Annotated in this window: 18 protein-coding genes; 13 read left to right on the top strand and 5 right to left on the bottom strand. The window is 65.4% G+C overall.

The window, feature by feature from the left end; translation table 11 throughout:
- Positions 1–49: 49 nt before the first annotated feature.
- On the bottom strand, positions 50–418 hold the full coding sequence (locus JQ586_RS00965) for a hypothetical protein (RefSeq protein WP_212392601.1): 369 nt from the start codon (positions 416–418) through the stop codon (positions 50–52).
- Between the two features lie 331 nt (positions 419–749).
- On the opposite strand from JQ586_RS00965, the gene JQ586_RS00960 reads away from it, so the two are divergent.
- Positions 750–1,019: a metal-sensing transcriptional repressor gene (locus JQ586_RS00960; protein WP_212392600.1), complete on the top strand. Its 270-nt coding sequence runs from the start codon at positions 750–752 to the stop codon at positions 1,017–1,019.
- Between the two features lie 110 nt (positions 1,020–1,129).
- Here JQ586_RS00960 and JQ586_RS00955 read toward each other — a convergent pair whose 3' ends face one another.
- Positions 1,130–1,396: a hypothetical protein gene (locus JQ586_RS00955; RefSeq protein WP_212392599.1), complete on the bottom strand. Its 267-nt coding sequence runs from the start codon at positions 1,394–1,396 to the stop codon at positions 1,130–1,132.
- A gap of 151 nt (positions 1,397–1,547) precedes the next feature.
- Positions 1,548–2,357, bottom strand: coding sequence for a creatininase family protein (locus JQ586_RS00950; protein WP_212392598.1), 810 nt, complete (start codon positions 2,355–2,357; stop codon positions 1,548–1,550).
- Between the two features lie 180 nt (positions 2,358–2,537).
- Here JQ586_RS00950 and JQ586_RS00945 point away from each other — a divergent pair, with 180 nt between their 5' ends.
- The 8 genes from JQ586_RS00945 to JQ586_RS00910 all read left to right on the top strand — a co-directional run bounded on the left by JQ586_RS00945 (position 2,538) and on the right by JQ586_RS00910 (position 9,082).
- Positions 2,538–3,515, top strand: a complete 978-nt coding sequence (locus JQ586_RS00945; RefSeq protein ID WP_409410950.1) for an ABC transporter substrate-binding protein — start codon at positions 2,538–2,540, stop codon at positions 3,513–3,515.
- Positions 3,516–3,546: 31 nt separating this feature from the next.
- Complete coding sequence (locus tag JQ586_RS00940; protein WP_249147175.1) at positions 3,547–4,344, top strand: ABC transporter ATP-binding protein; 798 nt, start codon at positions 3,547–3,549, stop codon at positions 4,342–4,344.
- Positions 4,341–5,129: an ABC transporter permease gene (locus tag JQ586_RS00935; RefSeq protein ID WP_212392595.1), complete on the top strand. Its 789-nt coding sequence runs from the start codon at positions 4,341–4,343 to the stop codon at positions 5,127–5,129. Before JQ586_RS00940 ends, JQ586_RS00935 begins: the two co-directional genes overlap by 4 nt.
- A complete protein-coding gene (locus JQ586_RS00930; RefSeq protein ID WP_212392594.1) occupies positions 5,129–6,112 on the top strand; it encodes a 2-hydroxyacid dehydrogenase in 984 nt (327 codons plus the stop codon). Before JQ586_RS00935 ends, JQ586_RS00930 begins: the two co-directional genes overlap by 1 nt.
- Entirely contained in the window at positions 6,112–6,807 is a 696-nt protein-coding gene (locus JQ586_RS00925; RefSeq protein WP_212392593.1) for an AprI/Inh family metalloprotease inhibitor, read from the top strand. Before JQ586_RS00930 ends, JQ586_RS00925 begins: the two co-directional genes overlap by 1 nt.
- Before the next feature lie 239 nt (positions 6,808–7,046).
- Positions 7,047–7,415 (top strand): YciI family protein, encoded by a 369-nt coding sequence (locus JQ586_RS00920; protein ID WP_212392592.1) that lies wholly within the window; start codon positions 7,047–7,049, stop codon positions 7,413–7,415.
- Between the two features lie 19 nt (positions 7,416–7,434).
- On the top strand, positions 7,435–7,785 hold the full coding sequence (locus JQ586_RS00915) for a YciI family protein (protein ID WP_212392591.1): 351 nt from the start codon (positions 7,435–7,437) through the stop codon (positions 7,783–7,785).
- A gap of 22 nt (positions 7,786–7,807) precedes the next feature.
- Complete coding sequence (locus tag JQ586_RS00910; protein ID WP_212392590.1) at positions 7,808–9,082, top strand: RNA polymerase sigma factor; 1,275 nt, start codon at positions 7,808–7,810, stop codon at positions 9,080–9,082.
- Positions 9,083–9,108: 26 nt separating this feature from the next.
- On the opposite strand, the gene JQ586_RS00905 is transcribed toward JQ586_RS00910, so the two are convergent.
- On the bottom strand, positions 9,109–9,213 hold the full coding sequence (locus tag JQ586_RS00905) for a DUF1127 domain-containing protein (protein ID WP_409334516.1): 105 nt from the start codon (positions 9,211–9,213) through the stop codon (positions 9,109–9,111).
- Here JQ586_RS00905 and JQ586_RS41445 point away from each other — a divergent pair.
- The 3 genes from JQ586_RS41445 (at position 9,172) to JQ586_RS00890 (ending at position 11,198) form a co-directional block, all read left to right on the top strand.
- Positions 9,172–9,567, top strand: a complete 396-nt coding sequence (locus JQ586_RS41445) for a hypothetical protein (RefSeq protein ID WP_409410952.1) — start codon at positions 9,172–9,174, stop codon at positions 9,565–9,567. The genes JQ586_RS00905 and JQ586_RS41445 overlap by 42 nt on opposite strands.
- A gap of 156 nt (positions 9,568–9,723) precedes the next feature.
- Positions 9,724–10,665: a transcriptional regulator GcvA gene (locus tag JQ586_RS00895; RefSeq protein WP_212392587.1), complete on the top strand. Its 942-nt coding sequence runs from the start codon at positions 9,724–9,726 to the stop codon at positions 10,663–10,665.
- A 155-nt stretch (positions 10,666–10,820) separates the two neighbouring features.
- The gene (locus JQ586_RS00890) at positions 10,821–11,198 is read left to right on the top strand and encodes a hypothetical protein (protein ID WP_212392586.1); all 378 of its coding nucleotides are present in this window, start codon (positions 10,821–10,823) and stop codon (positions 11,196–11,198) included.
- A 644-nt stretch (positions 11,199–11,842) separates the two neighbouring features.
- Here JQ586_RS00890 and JQ586_RS00885 read toward each other — a convergent pair.
- Positions 11,843–12,283: a hypothetical protein gene (locus tag JQ586_RS00885; protein ID WP_212392585.1), complete on the bottom strand. Its 441-nt coding sequence runs from the start codon at positions 12,281–12,283 to the stop codon at positions 11,843–11,845.
- A 270-nt stretch (positions 12,284–12,553) separates the two neighbouring features.
- On the opposite strand from JQ586_RS00885, the gene JQ586_RS00880 reads away from it, so the two are divergent.
- Positions 12,554–13,255, top strand: coding sequence for a glutathione S-transferase family protein (locus JQ586_RS00880; protein WP_212392584.1), 702 nt, complete (start codon positions 12,554–12,556; stop codon positions 13,253–13,255).
- Positions 13,256–13,299 lie beyond the last annotated feature (44 nt).

The following is a 13,299-nucleotide window of genomic DNA, read 5'->3' as shown; positions in this document are numbered from 1 at the left end:
TCGCAATAGCAACAGGGCGCCCCCTGCTACCTGCTGGATTTGCACGCCATTATGACGGCTGTGCAACACGGCGCCCCGCTTCATCCTCTGCCGCGCATTGCCGGACCGCTGTGGCCGCCAAACCACTTTTCGCAATGGCGCTCGCGGTGATTTTCACCACAGCGGGACCGCCGGTTGTTGCACGCGGGCCGGATCGCCGGCCCGCGTGTCGCTGATGATCGAGATCACCACTGGCATCGTCGACGGTCCATCGGCATTCGAGGCGGCCGTCGATCAGGATCCAATGACATGCCGGTGCCCGACGCCGGCGGCGCTCCGGGCGGCGAAAGCCCGGGAGGTTGTCATTGGAGTAGACGGCCGCCCGCGGCGTCACGCGCCGGGGTTCGAACGGCCGGAATTTTGCGAGCTTTTCGAACATCGCTCACCTCCACTTCCGCTGGTCGCGGCAGGCCGGTGAGGAGCAGGCGGTCAGCCGAGGGGCGGCCGCCGATCCACGCAGCGGGCGCTGGCGCGATCAGTCTTGTTGTGTTGCGGCGTCAAGAGACCCGTCATCGCGGGGCTCGAGTCGCCAGAGTTGCTACTTCCCATTTGCCTTCTTTGCTGGCTCGTGGCCGGGGCGGATCCCCGGTTGCGGAAGCGAGACGCTCCGACAGGACGGCAAGTAAGCCCGAGGCAGAATGCTGTCAAGCCGATTCGGCTATCCCCCTGGGGGGTTCATGGCTATCCTCCCCGGAGGATAGGAGAAACCGATGTCCGACGACCACCCGCACGCCGCCATTGCCCGGCGCCTGAAGCGCGCCAACGGCCATCTCGAGAGCATCGTCGAGATGATCGAGCGGGGCCGGCCATGCGCACAGATCGCCCAGCAATTGCAGGCCGTCGAGAGCGCGATCGAGAGCGCCAAGAAGGCGCTGATCCACGACCATATCGGCCACAGCCTGGAAGCGACACTGCGCGCCTCGGGCCCGAAGGGCAGGGCCGTGCTCAGGGATTTCAGGTTGATCGCGAAATATCTGTGAGTGACGAAGCTCGACCCGCCCGGGGGACGACCGGGCGGGTCGATGCGCGACACGGGGTGGATGAGGACCCGTGCCGAACGCAGGATCCGCAGCCTTGATGCGTGAGCCGATCAGTAGCAGGTGCGCACGCGGCCGATGTAGTTGCCGTAGGCGTCGTACTGGCGCACCCAGCCGCAGCGGCGATAGCCGTCGTAATAGTAGCCGTCCTGAGACGCTGCGATCGCGCTGCCGATGACGGCGGCGCCGACGATCCCTGCGCCAACGCCCCAGCCCCAGCCGAACGGCTTTGCCTCGGCCTGCGAGGTGGTGGACGCGATGGTGCCGGTCACCGCGAGCGCGGCGAGGGCGATTGCGGCAAGCCTGGTCTTGATCGACATGAGAAACTCCATCCTTGTCTTGGGCGCGGTGCCGGTGTGGTCCGCATGGCCGTTGGACGGAGGCTCTTCGGTTCCGGTTCGAAGAAGGGCCAGGAAATATGGTTTCGTGAATTGTTTCGTGGTGACCGCCTGACCGGCGACAATTGCCGCTCTATCGATGGCCCAGAAACGTTTCGGGATCGACCCGGTCGAGGTCTCCTATCAGCTCGCAGAACGCGCGTGCGCCGTGGTCGAGCAGCGCTTCGCCCTTGTCGGCCGAGGCCTTGGTCGCATCGCCGATCGCGCCGCTCGGGTTCAGGTCCTGGGCCTGCCAGGCGAATGGTGCCGGTCGCTGCGTCGACAGCCAGCGGCTGTTCTTCTCGATCTCGACGCTCGCCGGTCGAAAATCCGCGATCGCCTCTTTCCGCACATGCTGCGGATATCGCGCCAGCATGATCGAGGTCTCGACCGCGCCACCGTGAATGCCGTGGCGCAACTCGTCGGCACCGAACAGCCCGTCGGGCGCGCCAAAGCGCGACCAGCTCGTGGTCACGACCAGCATGCCGTGTTGCGCACGCAGATCCTGCGCCACCAGCGACATCGCGGCCGAGTTGCCGCCATGGCTGGTCACGATCACGAGCTTCCTGACGCCGGTCCGCGCCACGCTCTCACCGAGCGCCATCCAGCTCCTGAGAGCGACCTCGGTCGGCAGCGTCAGCGTGCCCGGAAAGTCGATGTGCTCGGTGGAGATGCCGACCGGCTCGAGCGGCAGGAACGTTACCGGCGCGGTTGCGGCGAGCTGCTCGCGCACGCGCGCCAGATACGCCTCGCCGATCATGACGTCGGTTCCAACAGGCAGATGCGGCCCATGCTGCTCGGTCGCGGCCAGCGGCAGCACCGCGATCCAGCGCGCGGCCGCGGCCCTGGCGATGTCGGGCCAGTGGATTGCGGTCCAGTCACGGGGCGGAAGCTGAGAGGTCATCAGGCCGGGCTTTTCATGACAAGCGTTTCATTGGACGGATTTGCAGGGTAGTTTGTCCGTCCATCCCGGGGGCGTGATCCGCTCCCTGCTTCCATCATGGGCCAGAATGATCGACGGAGTCCAACCATGAAGCGGACCTTTTTGCCGCGAGCGTTAACCACCGGCCTGCTGGCTGGCGCCATGTCCCTGCTGGCAGCCATGGTCCCGGCGCGCGCGCAGACGCTCGACAAGGTCTCGTTCGGAACCAACTGGGTCGCCGAGGGCGAGCATGGCGGGTTCTTCCAGGCGCTGGCCGACGGCACCTACAGGAAATACGGCCTCGACGTCACCATCGTGCCCGGCGGTCCGAACGAGAACAACCGCATGCTCCTGATCGCGGGCAAGCTCGACTTCTTCATGAGCGCGAATTCGCTGCAGACGTTCGACGCCGTCACCAACAACGTGCCGCTGGTCGCGGTCGCCGCCATGTTCCAGAAGGATCCGCAGGTCTTCCTGACCCATCCCGAGCTCAAGGTCTCCAAGATCGAGGATCTCAAGCCGCTGACGCTTCTGATCTCCAAGGAAGGCATCACCAGCTACTTCCAGTGGCTGAAATCCGAATACGGCTTCAGCGAGAGCAAGGTGAAGCCCTACACCTACAATTCGCAGCCCTTCATCGTGAACAAGGACACCGCGATGCAGGGCTACGTCACATCGGAGCCCTATGCGGTGGAGAAGGCGGCCGGCTTCAAGCCGAACGTGCTGCTGCTCGCCGATTTCGGCTTCAACTCCTACTCGACCCTGATCGAGACCCGCCGCGACATCGTCGACAAGAAGCCTGACCTCGTGCAGCGCTTCGTCGATGCGTCGATCATCGGCTGGTACAACTATGTCTACGGCGACAATTCGGCCGGCAATGCGATGATCAAGAAGCTCAATCCGGAGATGAACGACGAGCTGCTCGCCTATTGCGTCGCCAAGATGCGCGAATACGGCATCGTCGATTCCGGCGATTCGATCAAGGGTGGCATCGGCGCCATGACCGACGAGCGGATGGCAAGCTTCTTCGACAAGATGGTGCGCGCCGGCGTCGTCAAGAGCACCATCGACTATCGCCAGGGCTTCACGCTGCGCTTCGTCAACAAGGCGGTCGGCGTCGAGCTCCGGCCGAAGAACTGACGGTCTCGCGCGCGTGATAGCGGGGTCTGCATTGACCGAAACCGAAGCCGATGCCGCCGATCTCGCCGTGCGGCTGCGCGGCGTCACCAAGACCTATGACACCGGCGTGACGGCGCTCGGGCCGCTCGACCTCGCCGTGAAACGCGGCGAGTTCGTCGCCCTGCTCGGGCCGTCCGGCTGCGGCAAATCCACCGCGCTGCGGCTGATCGCCGGGCTGTCAGCGCCGAGCAGCGGAACGGTCGAGGTCAACAGCCACGGCGCCGCGCGGCGCGGCAGCCATCCGATCGGCTTCGTATTCCAGGAGCCGACCCTGATGCCGTGGGCGAGCGTGCGCGACAATGTCCGCCTGCCGTTCAAGCTCGCGCATGCCGCTCGCAACGACGCCGACGCGCGCATCGACGAGGCGCTCGACCAGGTCGGGCTCGTCGAATTCGCCAGCGCCTATCCGCGGGAATTGTCCGGCGGCATGAAGATGCGGGTGTCGCTGGCGCGCGCGCTGGTCACGGACCCTGATATCCTGTTGATGGACGAGCCGTTCGCGGCGCTCGACGAGATCACGCGCTTCCGCCTCAACAACGACCTGCTGTCGCTGTGGCGCAACCTGCACAAGACCGTCATCTTCGTGACGCATTCGGTGTTCGAGTCGGTCTACCTCTCGCAGCGCGTGATCGTGATGACGGCGCGCCCGGGCCGGATCGGCACCGAGTTTCGCATCACGGCAGCAGAGCCGCGAGGCGAGGAGTTCCGCACCTCGGCCGAATATGCCGCCTTCTGCCGCGAGGTCTCGAATGCGATGGCGCCGTCCTATGCGGGGCAGGCTGGCGCATGAAGTCTCCGCAGCACATCGTCCGCTTCCTGGCGCCCGTCGCAGTCTTTGCCGCCGGCATCCTGCTATGGGAAGCGATCGTCCGTATCAACGACATCAAGCCCTATGTGCTGCCGGACCCGCTGCTGGTGCTGAAGACGCTGGTCGGCGACTGGCCGGTGCTGTCGCAATCGCTCGGCGTCACGCTGCTGACCACGCTCGAGGGCTTCATCGCGGCTGCGCTCGGCGGCATCGCGCTGGCGCTGCTGTTCAATCAGTCGAAATGGCTGGAATATTCGCTGTTCCCCTATGCCGTGATCCTCCAGGTCACGCCGGTGATTGCGATCGCGCCGCTGCTGCTGATCTATCTCCAGCAAGGCACCGCCGTGATCGTCTGCGCCTGGATCGTCGCGTTCTTTCCGGTGCTGTCGAACACGACTCTCGGGCTGAACTCGGTCGACCGCAACCTTGCCGGCCTGTTCCAGCTCTATGGCGCGTCACGGCTGCAGACGCTGCTGTTCCTCAAGCTGCCGGCCGCGCTGCCCTACATCCTCGCGGGCTTGCGCATCGCCGGCGGCCTGTCCCTGATCGGCGCCGTGGTCGCCGAGATCGCGGCCGGCAGCGCCGGCGCCGGCTCGGGGCTCGCGTTTCGCATCGCTGAATCCGGCTACCGGCTGAACATCCCCCGCATGTTCGCTGCGCTTCTGCTGCTGTCGGTGGCCGGGATTGTCATCTACGGGGTGCTGGCGCTAATTTCGCACCTGTTGTTGCGGCGCTGGCACGAAAGTGCGCTTGGAAAGGAAAGCTGATGGCCAATACCTCGTCCGAAAAGATCGATCTGCTGATATACGGACCGATCCGGCCAATCCTCGAGAACGGCTTTCCCGATCGATATGTGCTGCACAAGGCCGAAAGCCGCGGCGACCTCGAGCGCCTGACGCCGGAGGTCAAGGACAGGATCCGCGGCATCGCCGTCACCTATCACACCATGGCGACCGACAGAACCGCGATGGCGCTGTTTCCCAGGCTCGAGATCGTCGCGAGCTTCGGCGTCGGCTACGACCACATCGATTCCCACCACGCGCGCGATCACAATGTCGTGGTCACCAACACGCCCGACGTGCTGACCGAGGAGGTCGCCGACGTCGCGATGGGCCTCCTGATCGCGACGCTGCGCGAATTCGTCAAGGCCGACCGCTATGTGCGCTCCGGCCTGTGGCAGACCCAGAACTATCCGCTCAGCGCCGGCTCGCTTCGCGACCGCAAGATCGGCATCGTCGGCATGGGCCGGATCGGCCAGGCGATCGGCCGCAGGCTCGAGGCCTCGCGCGTGCCGGTGTCGTATCACTCGCGCAATCCATCCAAGGATGTCTCCTACAAGCATTATCCCGACCTGATCGAGATGGCGAAGGCGGTCGACACATTGATCGTCATCGTGCCGGGCGGCGCTTCGACCTCCAAGATGATCAATGCCGACGTGCTGAAGGCACTCGGCCCGCGCGGCGTCCTGATCAATGTCGCGCGCGGCTCCGTCGTCGACGAGCCGGCGCTGGTCGCGGCGCTGAAATCGGGCACCATCCTCGCCGCCGGCCTCGATGTGTTCGCGGCCGAGCCGAACGTGCCTGATGAGCTGAAGGCGATGCAGAATGTCGTGCTGCTGCCGCATATCGGCTCGGCATCGGTCGTCACGCGCAACGCGATGGATCAGCTCGTGGTCGACAACATCCAGAACTGGTTCGCCGGCAAGCCGCCGCTGACGCCGGTGACCGAGACCCCGGTCAAGGGCCGCTGATGTCCGCCCGCATCGACCTCGTGCTCGTGCTGCTGCTGGCCGGACTTGTTGCTCCGGCCGTCGCGCAGGACGTCACGACGTTGAAGAAGGACATGATCGGGCAGTGGGAGCTCGCCACCACCGACCGCAGCAAGACCTGCGTGGTCACGATGAAGGGCGATACGACGCCGCAAGGTCTCAGGCTCGAGCTCGAACCCGCCTGCGCCACCGCGCTGCCCTTCACCAAGGACATCGTCGGCTGGAGCATCAAGGGCCTCGGCGACATCGTTCGGCTGCAGGACGCCGCCGGCGAGGCCGTGATCGATTTCACGGAGGTCGAGACCGGCATCTTCGAGGGGCTGCGCACCAACGAGGGAGTCTACATCCTGCAGAACCTCGCCGCGGCCCGCTCGCTCGCCAAGTCGATGGATCAGATGATCGGCGACTGGTCGATGGTGCGCGGCAACGGCCAGGCGATCTGCGGCCTGACGCTCACCAACACCGATGCCGGCAACGACAATTTCCAGGTCTTCCTGAAGCCGAAATGCGATCCCGCGGTCGCCGCCTTCAACCCGACTTCGTGGCGGCTCGAGCATGGCCAGATCATCCTGATGTCGACCAAGGGCGAGACCTGGCAGTTCGAGGCCGACGACAACGCCCAATGGCGCCGCGTTCCCGACAGCGCCGATCCGCTGATCCTGCTGCGGGAGCAGTAAGGCGTTCCCGTAAGCCCGGATGCAGCGAAGCGTAATCCGGGAACGCGGGAGCCGCGCAGAGTGCAGCCCCGGATTTCGCTTCGCTGCGTCCGGGCTACGAAGCCACGGATGCCCGGACCGGATCCGACGAAAATAATTCCCGAGCCCCTGTCGATCCGCCGCCCGCCGGATCGTCGTCTCCCATAGCGGGCCGATCTTGCCCCGTTGTTGCCGCCGCTCGCCCCAAACAGGAGCCTTTCATGCGCTTTATGTCGATCGTCACCTCGCCGCAGCCCGACGCCCGCCCGACGCCGGAGCTGATCGAGGCCATGCACAAGCTCGCCGACCGCGAGATCAAGTCCGGCCGCATGGTCGATACCGGCGGCCTGATGCCGCTCGCGACCGGCGCGCAGGTGCGGATTGCCGACGGCAAGCTCAGCGTGGTCGACGGCCCGTTCGTCGAGGCCAAGGAGGTGGTCGGCGGCTACGCGATCTTCGAGCTGCGCAGCAAGGAGGAGGCGGTGGCGCTCGCGGTCGAGTTCATGCAGCTGCACAAGGACCACATGCCCGGCTGGGAAGGCACCTGCGAGGTCCGCGCCTTCGCAGGCTTTGCCGGCGAGTGCTCATGACAACAAACGGAGGTGTGCGATGCGCTTCATGTATGTGCTGGTGGCGGAAAAGCCGATGCTGCCGAATTCCGCGTTGAGGGAAGAGATCCGGAAGCTCGCCGAGCGCGAGGTGCAGGCCGGTCGCATGATCGACACCGGCGCGCTGCTGCCACGCACGGCGGGGGCCGAGGTCCGGATCAAGGACGGCAAGCTCACCGTTACTGACGGCCCCTTCCTGGAGACGAAGGAAGTCGTCGGCGGCTACGCCATCTTCGAGTTGAAGGACAAGGAGGAGGCGGTGGCGCGCGCGGTCGAGTTCATGCAGCTCCATCTCGACCACATGCCGGATTGGGAATTGTCATGCGAGGTTCGCCCATTCATGAGCGCCTGACCGACGCATCCCGGTGGCCGCCGTGACCGACGACATCCATCGCACCATCCTCGGCGTCTGGCGCATCGAGCAGCCGCGGCTGATCACCAGCCTGTCGCGGATGCTGCGCGACGTGCCGCTCGCCGAGGATCTGACCCAGGAGGCGCTGGTCGCGGCGCTGGAGCACTGGCCGACGAATGGCGTGCCGGAGAAGCCGGGCGCCTGGCTGATGGCGACCGCCAAGCGGCGGGCGCTCGATCATCTGCGCCATGCCGGCATGCGCACCCGGAAGCACGGCATGCTGGCGCACGACCTGGCGCGGGAGCAGGAGACCATGCCCGATCTCGATTCCGCGCTCGACGACGACATCGGCGACGAATTGCTGCGACTGATCTTCACCGCCTGCCATCCGCGGCTCGCGCGCGAGGCCCGTGCGGCGCTGGCGCTCCGGATGATCTGCGGCCTGACCACCGAGGAGATCGCGCGCGCCTTCCTGCAATCGGAGGCGACCATCGCCCAGCGCATCGTGCGCGCCAAGCGCACACTGTCGGAGTCCGGTCTCGCCTATGAGACGCCGCGCGGCGAGGAGCTGTCCGAGCGACTAGCCTCCGTGCTCGAGGTGGTCTACCTGATCTTCAACGAGGGCTATACCGCGTCACGCGGCGATGAATGGCTGCGGCCGCAGCTCTGCAGCGAGGCGCTGCGCATGGGCCGCGTGCTGGCCACGATCGCGCCGCAGGAGCCGGAGGCGCACGGGCTGCTCGCGCTGATGGAGCTCAATGCCTCGCGGATGGCGGCACGCACCGACCCGGCCGGCGATCCGATCCTCCTGATGGATCAGAACCGCGCGTTGTGGGACCGTCTGCAGATCCGCCGCGGCCAGTTGGCGCTCTCGCGCGCCCGCGAACTCGGCGGTGCCGGAGGCTTCTACGCGCTGCAGGCCGCGATCGTCGCCTGCCATGCGGAGGCCGAGACGTCAGCGGCGACCGACTGGACGCGCATCGCCGCGCTCTATGGCGATCTCGCTGCGCTGGTGCATTCGCCCGTCATCGAGCTCAATCGCGCGGTCGCCGTCGGCATGGCGGAGGGGCCGCTCGCGGCGCTCGCGATTGTCGACGGCCTGGCGCACGAGCCGGCGCTGAAGGCCTATCATCTGCTGCCGAGCGTGCGCGGCGACCTCCTGCACAAGCTCGGCCGCCATGGCGAGGCCCGCGCGGCGTTCGAAGCGGCCGCAGCACTCGCCGGCAACACGCGCGAGCGCGACCTGTTGCAGCGTCGCGCGGCGATGGCGGCGAAAGCGGCAGGACGAGACCCGTAGCGCGCATCAGTCGAGGCGCCGCCGCATCATTCCCGCCAGAAGGGCTTGTCAACCTCATCGACGACATCGCTCCAGGACCTGCCGATGTCGTGGAGATCGTGCTCGGACAACCGGCCCAGTTCGCACCGCATCACGTATCGGTGGTGCCATATCCGGAGGACTTTGCCGATCTGGCCAAGCGCTCGTCCGAACTGGCCGAACCTCTGGTGATTTGTCACGAGAAGAGCCGATTTGCTCATGACGATTCTCTGTTTGCGGATGCCGAGGCATCGCGCTCGATGGCGTCCTTGAAGGCGAAGTGCCGCTGTCATTCACCGCCAGAAAGGCTTGTCGGCTTCGCCCAGCGCCTGTTGCCGGGTCACGCCGATATCCCTGAGCAAATGCGGGTTGTTGGCGATGTCGCGGAGCGCCGTGCGCTGTCGACGCCGGGCGGGCCATCGCCGCAAGGCACGCCATGCGGCGGCCGGGTACGCTCCCCAGTTTAATTGAGCCGGGCGTGCAAGTCGCATGATCAAGGTTGGCATCGACAGGCTCCACAACTCGTGAAATGCTGGCCTGACGCTTTCAGTAGCGCCTGCGGGCGTCGGCCCGCAAAGCATGCTTTCTCTTGCGTGCCCCAGTTTTTCTGATGAAGTCGTGCGATGCGGCCACGCCTGCCATCGTTGAATGCCTTGAAGGCCTTCGAGGCCGCGGCCCGGCATGAGAGCTTTACCCGCGCCGCTGAAGAACTCTGTGTCACGCAGGGCGCGGTGAGCCAGCAGGTCAAGGCGCTTGAAGCCGAACTGGCGATCAAGCTGTTCAATCGGGAGCGCCAGCGCCTCATCATTACTGAGGCCGGCCGGGACTACCTCACGATCGTCCGCGATGCGCTGGACCGGATTGCCGTTGGTACCGAACGCCTTTTGCAGCGGCAAAATGCCGGCGTCCTCACCGTCAGCACGTCACCCGATTTCGCGGCAAAATGGCTCGTGCATCGCCTCGGCCACTTTGCGGAAGCCCATGTCGGCATCGACCTGCGCGTTTCGGCGACGATGCATCATGTCGACTTCGCGCGCGAGGACGTCGACATGGCGGTACGTCATGGCGACGGCAACTGGCCGGGGCTTGATGCCGCGCAGTTGAGCTCTGAGCGGCTGTTCGCGGTTTGCAGCCCGAAACTGCTGTCGGGCCGGCGGCGGCTCGGCAAGCCGGCTGACATTCTCAAATTCCCTCTGCTTCACCTGGACAACCGAACCGATTGGACCAAGTGGTTGCGGGCGGTCGGCATCGGTGATGCCGACGTCACGCACGGTCCGGTTTTGAACCGCGCCAGCATGGTCATCGACGCCGCCATCAACGGGCAGGGCGTTGCGCTGGCGCGAACGACGCTGGCGGCCTGGGATCTCATCAACGGGAGGCTGGTGCGGCCTTTTCCGGATTCGATCCGCATATCGAAGACCTATTGGATCGTTTGCCCGAAGGCCACCGCGAGCCTGCCCAAGATCGTGACCTTCCGCGATTGGCTGCTTGCTGAAGCATCCCAGGATTTGCGTCAGCTGAAGAAACTCGGCTGGTCACTGAAAACCGTGGAGGCTGAACGGTGACCGAGGCCGGCGAGCCGCTGGAGCGCGACCTGCTGCAGGGTCGCGCGGCGATGGCGGAACGCGCCGCGCGGGATCGCGTCAGCCGCTGACACGTCCGCGATTTCGACTCAAACCGGTCGCATGCTGGGCTGAGGATCATCGGACCGGGAGAGATCATGACGAAACCGTCCGTGCTGGCGATCGGCCTCGATCCCGCCTTCGTCGATCTCTCCGCCTTTCCACAATTCACGCCCGAACTGGTGCGCAGCTACATCGACGCGCAGATCGAGGGCCTGCGGACGCTCGGCTACGACGCGGAAAGCTGTCTCACCGATCTCGGCGAAACCGCCGAAGCGGTGACCGCGGCAGCGCTCAACGCGAGACGCTACGACTGCATCGTGATCGGCGCCGGCCTGCGCGAACCGCCGGAGCGGCTGCTGCTGTTCGAGAGGATCCTCAATCTGGTGCACCGGCTCGCCCCCGATGCAAGCATCTGCTTCAACACCAATCCCGCCGATACAGCGGCAGCCGTAGAGCGCTGGGTCAAGCCGTAGGCAGGAGTTTCCTGCACGGTCTCAGCGACAATGATCTTGATCCGACCGGTGCGACAAAATAACCCGACGGGCAAATCAGGCAAAACCTGTCAAGCGCGCGCCGCAAAAATAATTCGGTTTATCGTAACAGCAAATCAATGTATAGATTTGTCCGTCTCATCCGCCTGAGGGGCGCTCGCGATCGTCACGAACGTTGCGGTGGGATGCGGTGGACGCTGCGTGCGTGACTGACGAGAGCGCATGCGGCGGACGGCGAAATCGTGCAGGCCTGACGCCCTGGTGGCAGGTGTCTCATCAGCGAGGGCAATGTCTCTCGCTGGCGACGGTGACAAAAGAGCCCAGTCTCGCCGGGGAGAGCACGTATAAGCCGTAACCCATCGCGCGGGGAAAGCCGGGTTGTTCCCGGTTACACCTGTGGTCCTACCCCCGTGCTTTCTACACTGCACGGGGCCCATGGGTGCGATCGGCACCCGGCTTTCCCTGCGCCCTCTGCGAGAATCGAGGGCGGAACGAAATGCAAAGCTCGGACAAATCATGTCGCGAGAGCGCGAATGTATGACTCTCGCTGTTGCAACATTTTCAGTGTCGTCCCGGCGTGCGCCGGGACGACGATGTGGATGATGGCTCGCGCAACGCAAAGCGGCCTACCGCATCGTGATCGCAAGCCCGCTCAGATCCGCATTCGCCATCAGGCCGAACTGGTTGCCGGTCAATTCGAGCACGGCGCCCTTCTGGTTGGTGAGCACGATCGCGCGGGCGCCGCGGCCGATCGCAAGGCCTGCGCCCGCGGCGCCGTAGACGCCGGCGACGTCGCCCGGACGGTTGATGTTGCTGACGCGGCCGCGCAGCACGGTCTTCGAGCCGCCGAACACCAGGCCGTAATCGAGGCCGCCGGTGGAGAGTGGGTAGGTGCGGCCGCGGAAGGTCAGCGTGCCGCTGCCGCCGGAGCCGCCGATGATCCAGCCGGCCTTGTAGATCGTCAGTCGCACGAAGCCGGAGTCGGCGCGCGCGGCGGTCGAGACTGCGAGGCCGGCGAAGGCCATCAGCGCGACCAGCGCGGCACGAAGGGTGGATGAGATTCTCATGATGCGGTCTCCCCAAGAATTTGCGTCCAGTCGCGACACGAAACGAATCGCAATCGGCGCGACTGTAGCAAGTGCGCGCTGCGGCGCAATTTGGCACGGCCGTTCGCGGACGTGCTGCTTTTCCGCGGCCTTCGCCTTGAACCAGTTCCGGGGCTTGCCGGCGCGCTGCCCACCCCATGCGTCGGAATGCGCGATGGCCCGGCGCTGGCGCTTCGTTCATCCTGCGATATGCTGGTGAACAGCCTTCGAACGTTCCAGGTGAGGTGCGGCATGCTCACGCTCTATTCCTATCCACCGCTGTTTGGCGTCGCCGACAACAACGGCTACGGCCTGAAGGTCTACGCCTTCCTGAAGCTCGCCGGCCTGCCGTTCCAGCACGCGCATATCTTCGACGCCTCGCAGGCGCCGCGCGGCCAGCTTCCCTACATCGTCGACGGCACCGAGACGGTCGGCGACAGCGAGACCATCCTCGCCTGGCTCACGCAAAAATATCGGCTGGCGATCGACGCCGGGCTGACGCCGGCGCAGCGTGCGCAGAATCTGCTGGTCACGCGGATGCTCGACGATCTCTACTGGGTGATGTCGTATTCGCGCTGGAAGGACGAGCGCTACTGGCCGCTGTTCCGCGATGCGCTCAAGCGCGAGCATCCGGCGCTGACCGACGAGGGCTTGTTGAAGGCGAAGGAGTTCAACGCCCAGCGCTACTACTACCAGGGCATCGGCCGCTTCGATCCCGATGCGGCGATGGCCCGCGGGCTTGCCGATCTCGGCGCGATCGCGACGCTTATCCCGCAGCAAGGCTACGTGCATGGCAACCGACCGACCGCCGTCGATGCCGGGCTCTATGGCTTCATCGCCAATATCTATTTCTACGACATCGACACGCCGCTGAAGCAGTTCGTGGTCGCCCACGACAACATCGTGCGGCATTGCCGCGCAATCCACGCGGCGGTGAGCCCGTCTGGAGCATGATCCGGAAAAGTGTGCAGCGTTTTCCCTCGCGGCAAACGCGGAAC

The organism is Bradyrhizobium jicamae (genome assembly GCF_018130215.1).
In the GTDB taxonomy this organism is placed as follows: Bacteria; Pseudomonadota; Alphaproteobacteria; order Rhizobiales; family Xanthobacteraceae; genus Bradyrhizobium; species Bradyrhizobium jicamae_A.
The sequence above is the reverse complement of the archived record's forward strand: the minus strand, read 5'-3'. Positions and strand labels throughout refer to the sequence as shown.

What these genes read in the sequence shown, in the direction of transcription:
- JQ586_RS00930 (WP_212392594.1), top strand. Translation starts at nt 5,129, where the DNA reads ATGGCCAATACCTCGTCCGAAAAGATCGATCTGCTGATATACGGACCG.
- JQ586_RS00920 (WP_212392592.1), top strand. Translation starts at nt 7,047, where the DNA reads ATGCGCTTTATGTCGATCGTCACCTCGCCGCAGCCCGACGCCCGCCCG.
- JQ586_RS00905 (WP_409334516.1), bottom strand. Translation starts at nt 9,213, where the DNA reads ATGCGGTGCGAACTGGGCCGGTTGTCCGAGCACGATCTCCACGACATC.
- JQ586_RS00890 (WP_212392586.1), top strand. Translation starts at nt 10,821, where the DNA reads ATGACGAAACCGTCCGTGCTGGCGATCGGCCTCGATCCCGCCTTCGTC.
- JQ586_RS00885 (WP_212392585.1), bottom strand. Translation starts at nt 12,283, where the DNA reads ATGAGAATCTCATCCACCCTTCGTGCCGCGCTGGTCGCGCTGATGGCC.
- JQ586_RS00925 (WP_212392593.1), top strand. Translation starts at nt 6,112, where the DNA reads ATGTCCGCCCGCATCGACCTCGTGCTCGTGCTGCTGCTGGCCGGACTT.
- JQ586_RS00880 (WP_212392584.1), top strand. Translation starts at nt 12,554, where the DNA reads ATGCTCACGCTCTATTCCTATCCACCGCTGTTTGGCGTCGCCGACAAC.
- JQ586_RS00935 (WP_212392595.1), top strand. Translation starts at nt 4,341, where the DNA reads ATGAAGTCTCCGCAGCACATCGTCCGCTTCCTGGCGCCCGTCGCAGTC.
- JQ586_RS00895 (WP_212392587.1), top strand. Translation starts at nt 9,724, where the DNA reads ATGCGGCCACGCCTGCCATCGTTGAATGCCTTGAAGGCCTTCGAGGCC.
- JQ586_RS00955 (WP_212392599.1), bottom strand. Translation starts at nt 1,396, where the DNA reads ATGTCGATCAAGACCAGGCTTGCCGCAATCGCCCTCGCCGCGCTCGCG.
- JQ586_RS00960 (WP_212392600.1), top strand. Translation starts at nt 750, where the DNA reads ATGTCCGACGACCACCCGCACGCCGCCATTGCCCGGCGCCTGAAGCGC.
- JQ586_RS00915 (WP_212392591.1), top strand. Translation starts at nt 7,435, where the DNA reads ATGCGCTTCATGTATGTGCTGGTGGCGGAAAAGCCGATGCTGCCGAAT.
- JQ586_RS00945 (WP_409410950.1), top strand. Translation starts at nt 2,538, where the DNA reads ATGTCCCTGCTGGCAGCCATGGTCCCGGCGCGCGCGCAGACGCTCGAC.
- JQ586_RS00950 (WP_212392598.1), bottom strand. Translation starts at nt 2,357, where the DNA reads ATGACCTCTCAGCTTCCGCCCCGTGACTGGACCGCAATCCACTGGCCC.
- JQ586_RS00965 (WP_212392601.1), bottom strand. Translation starts at nt 418, where the DNA reads ATGTTCGAAAAGCTCGCAAAATTCCGGCCGTTCGAACCCCGGCGCGTG.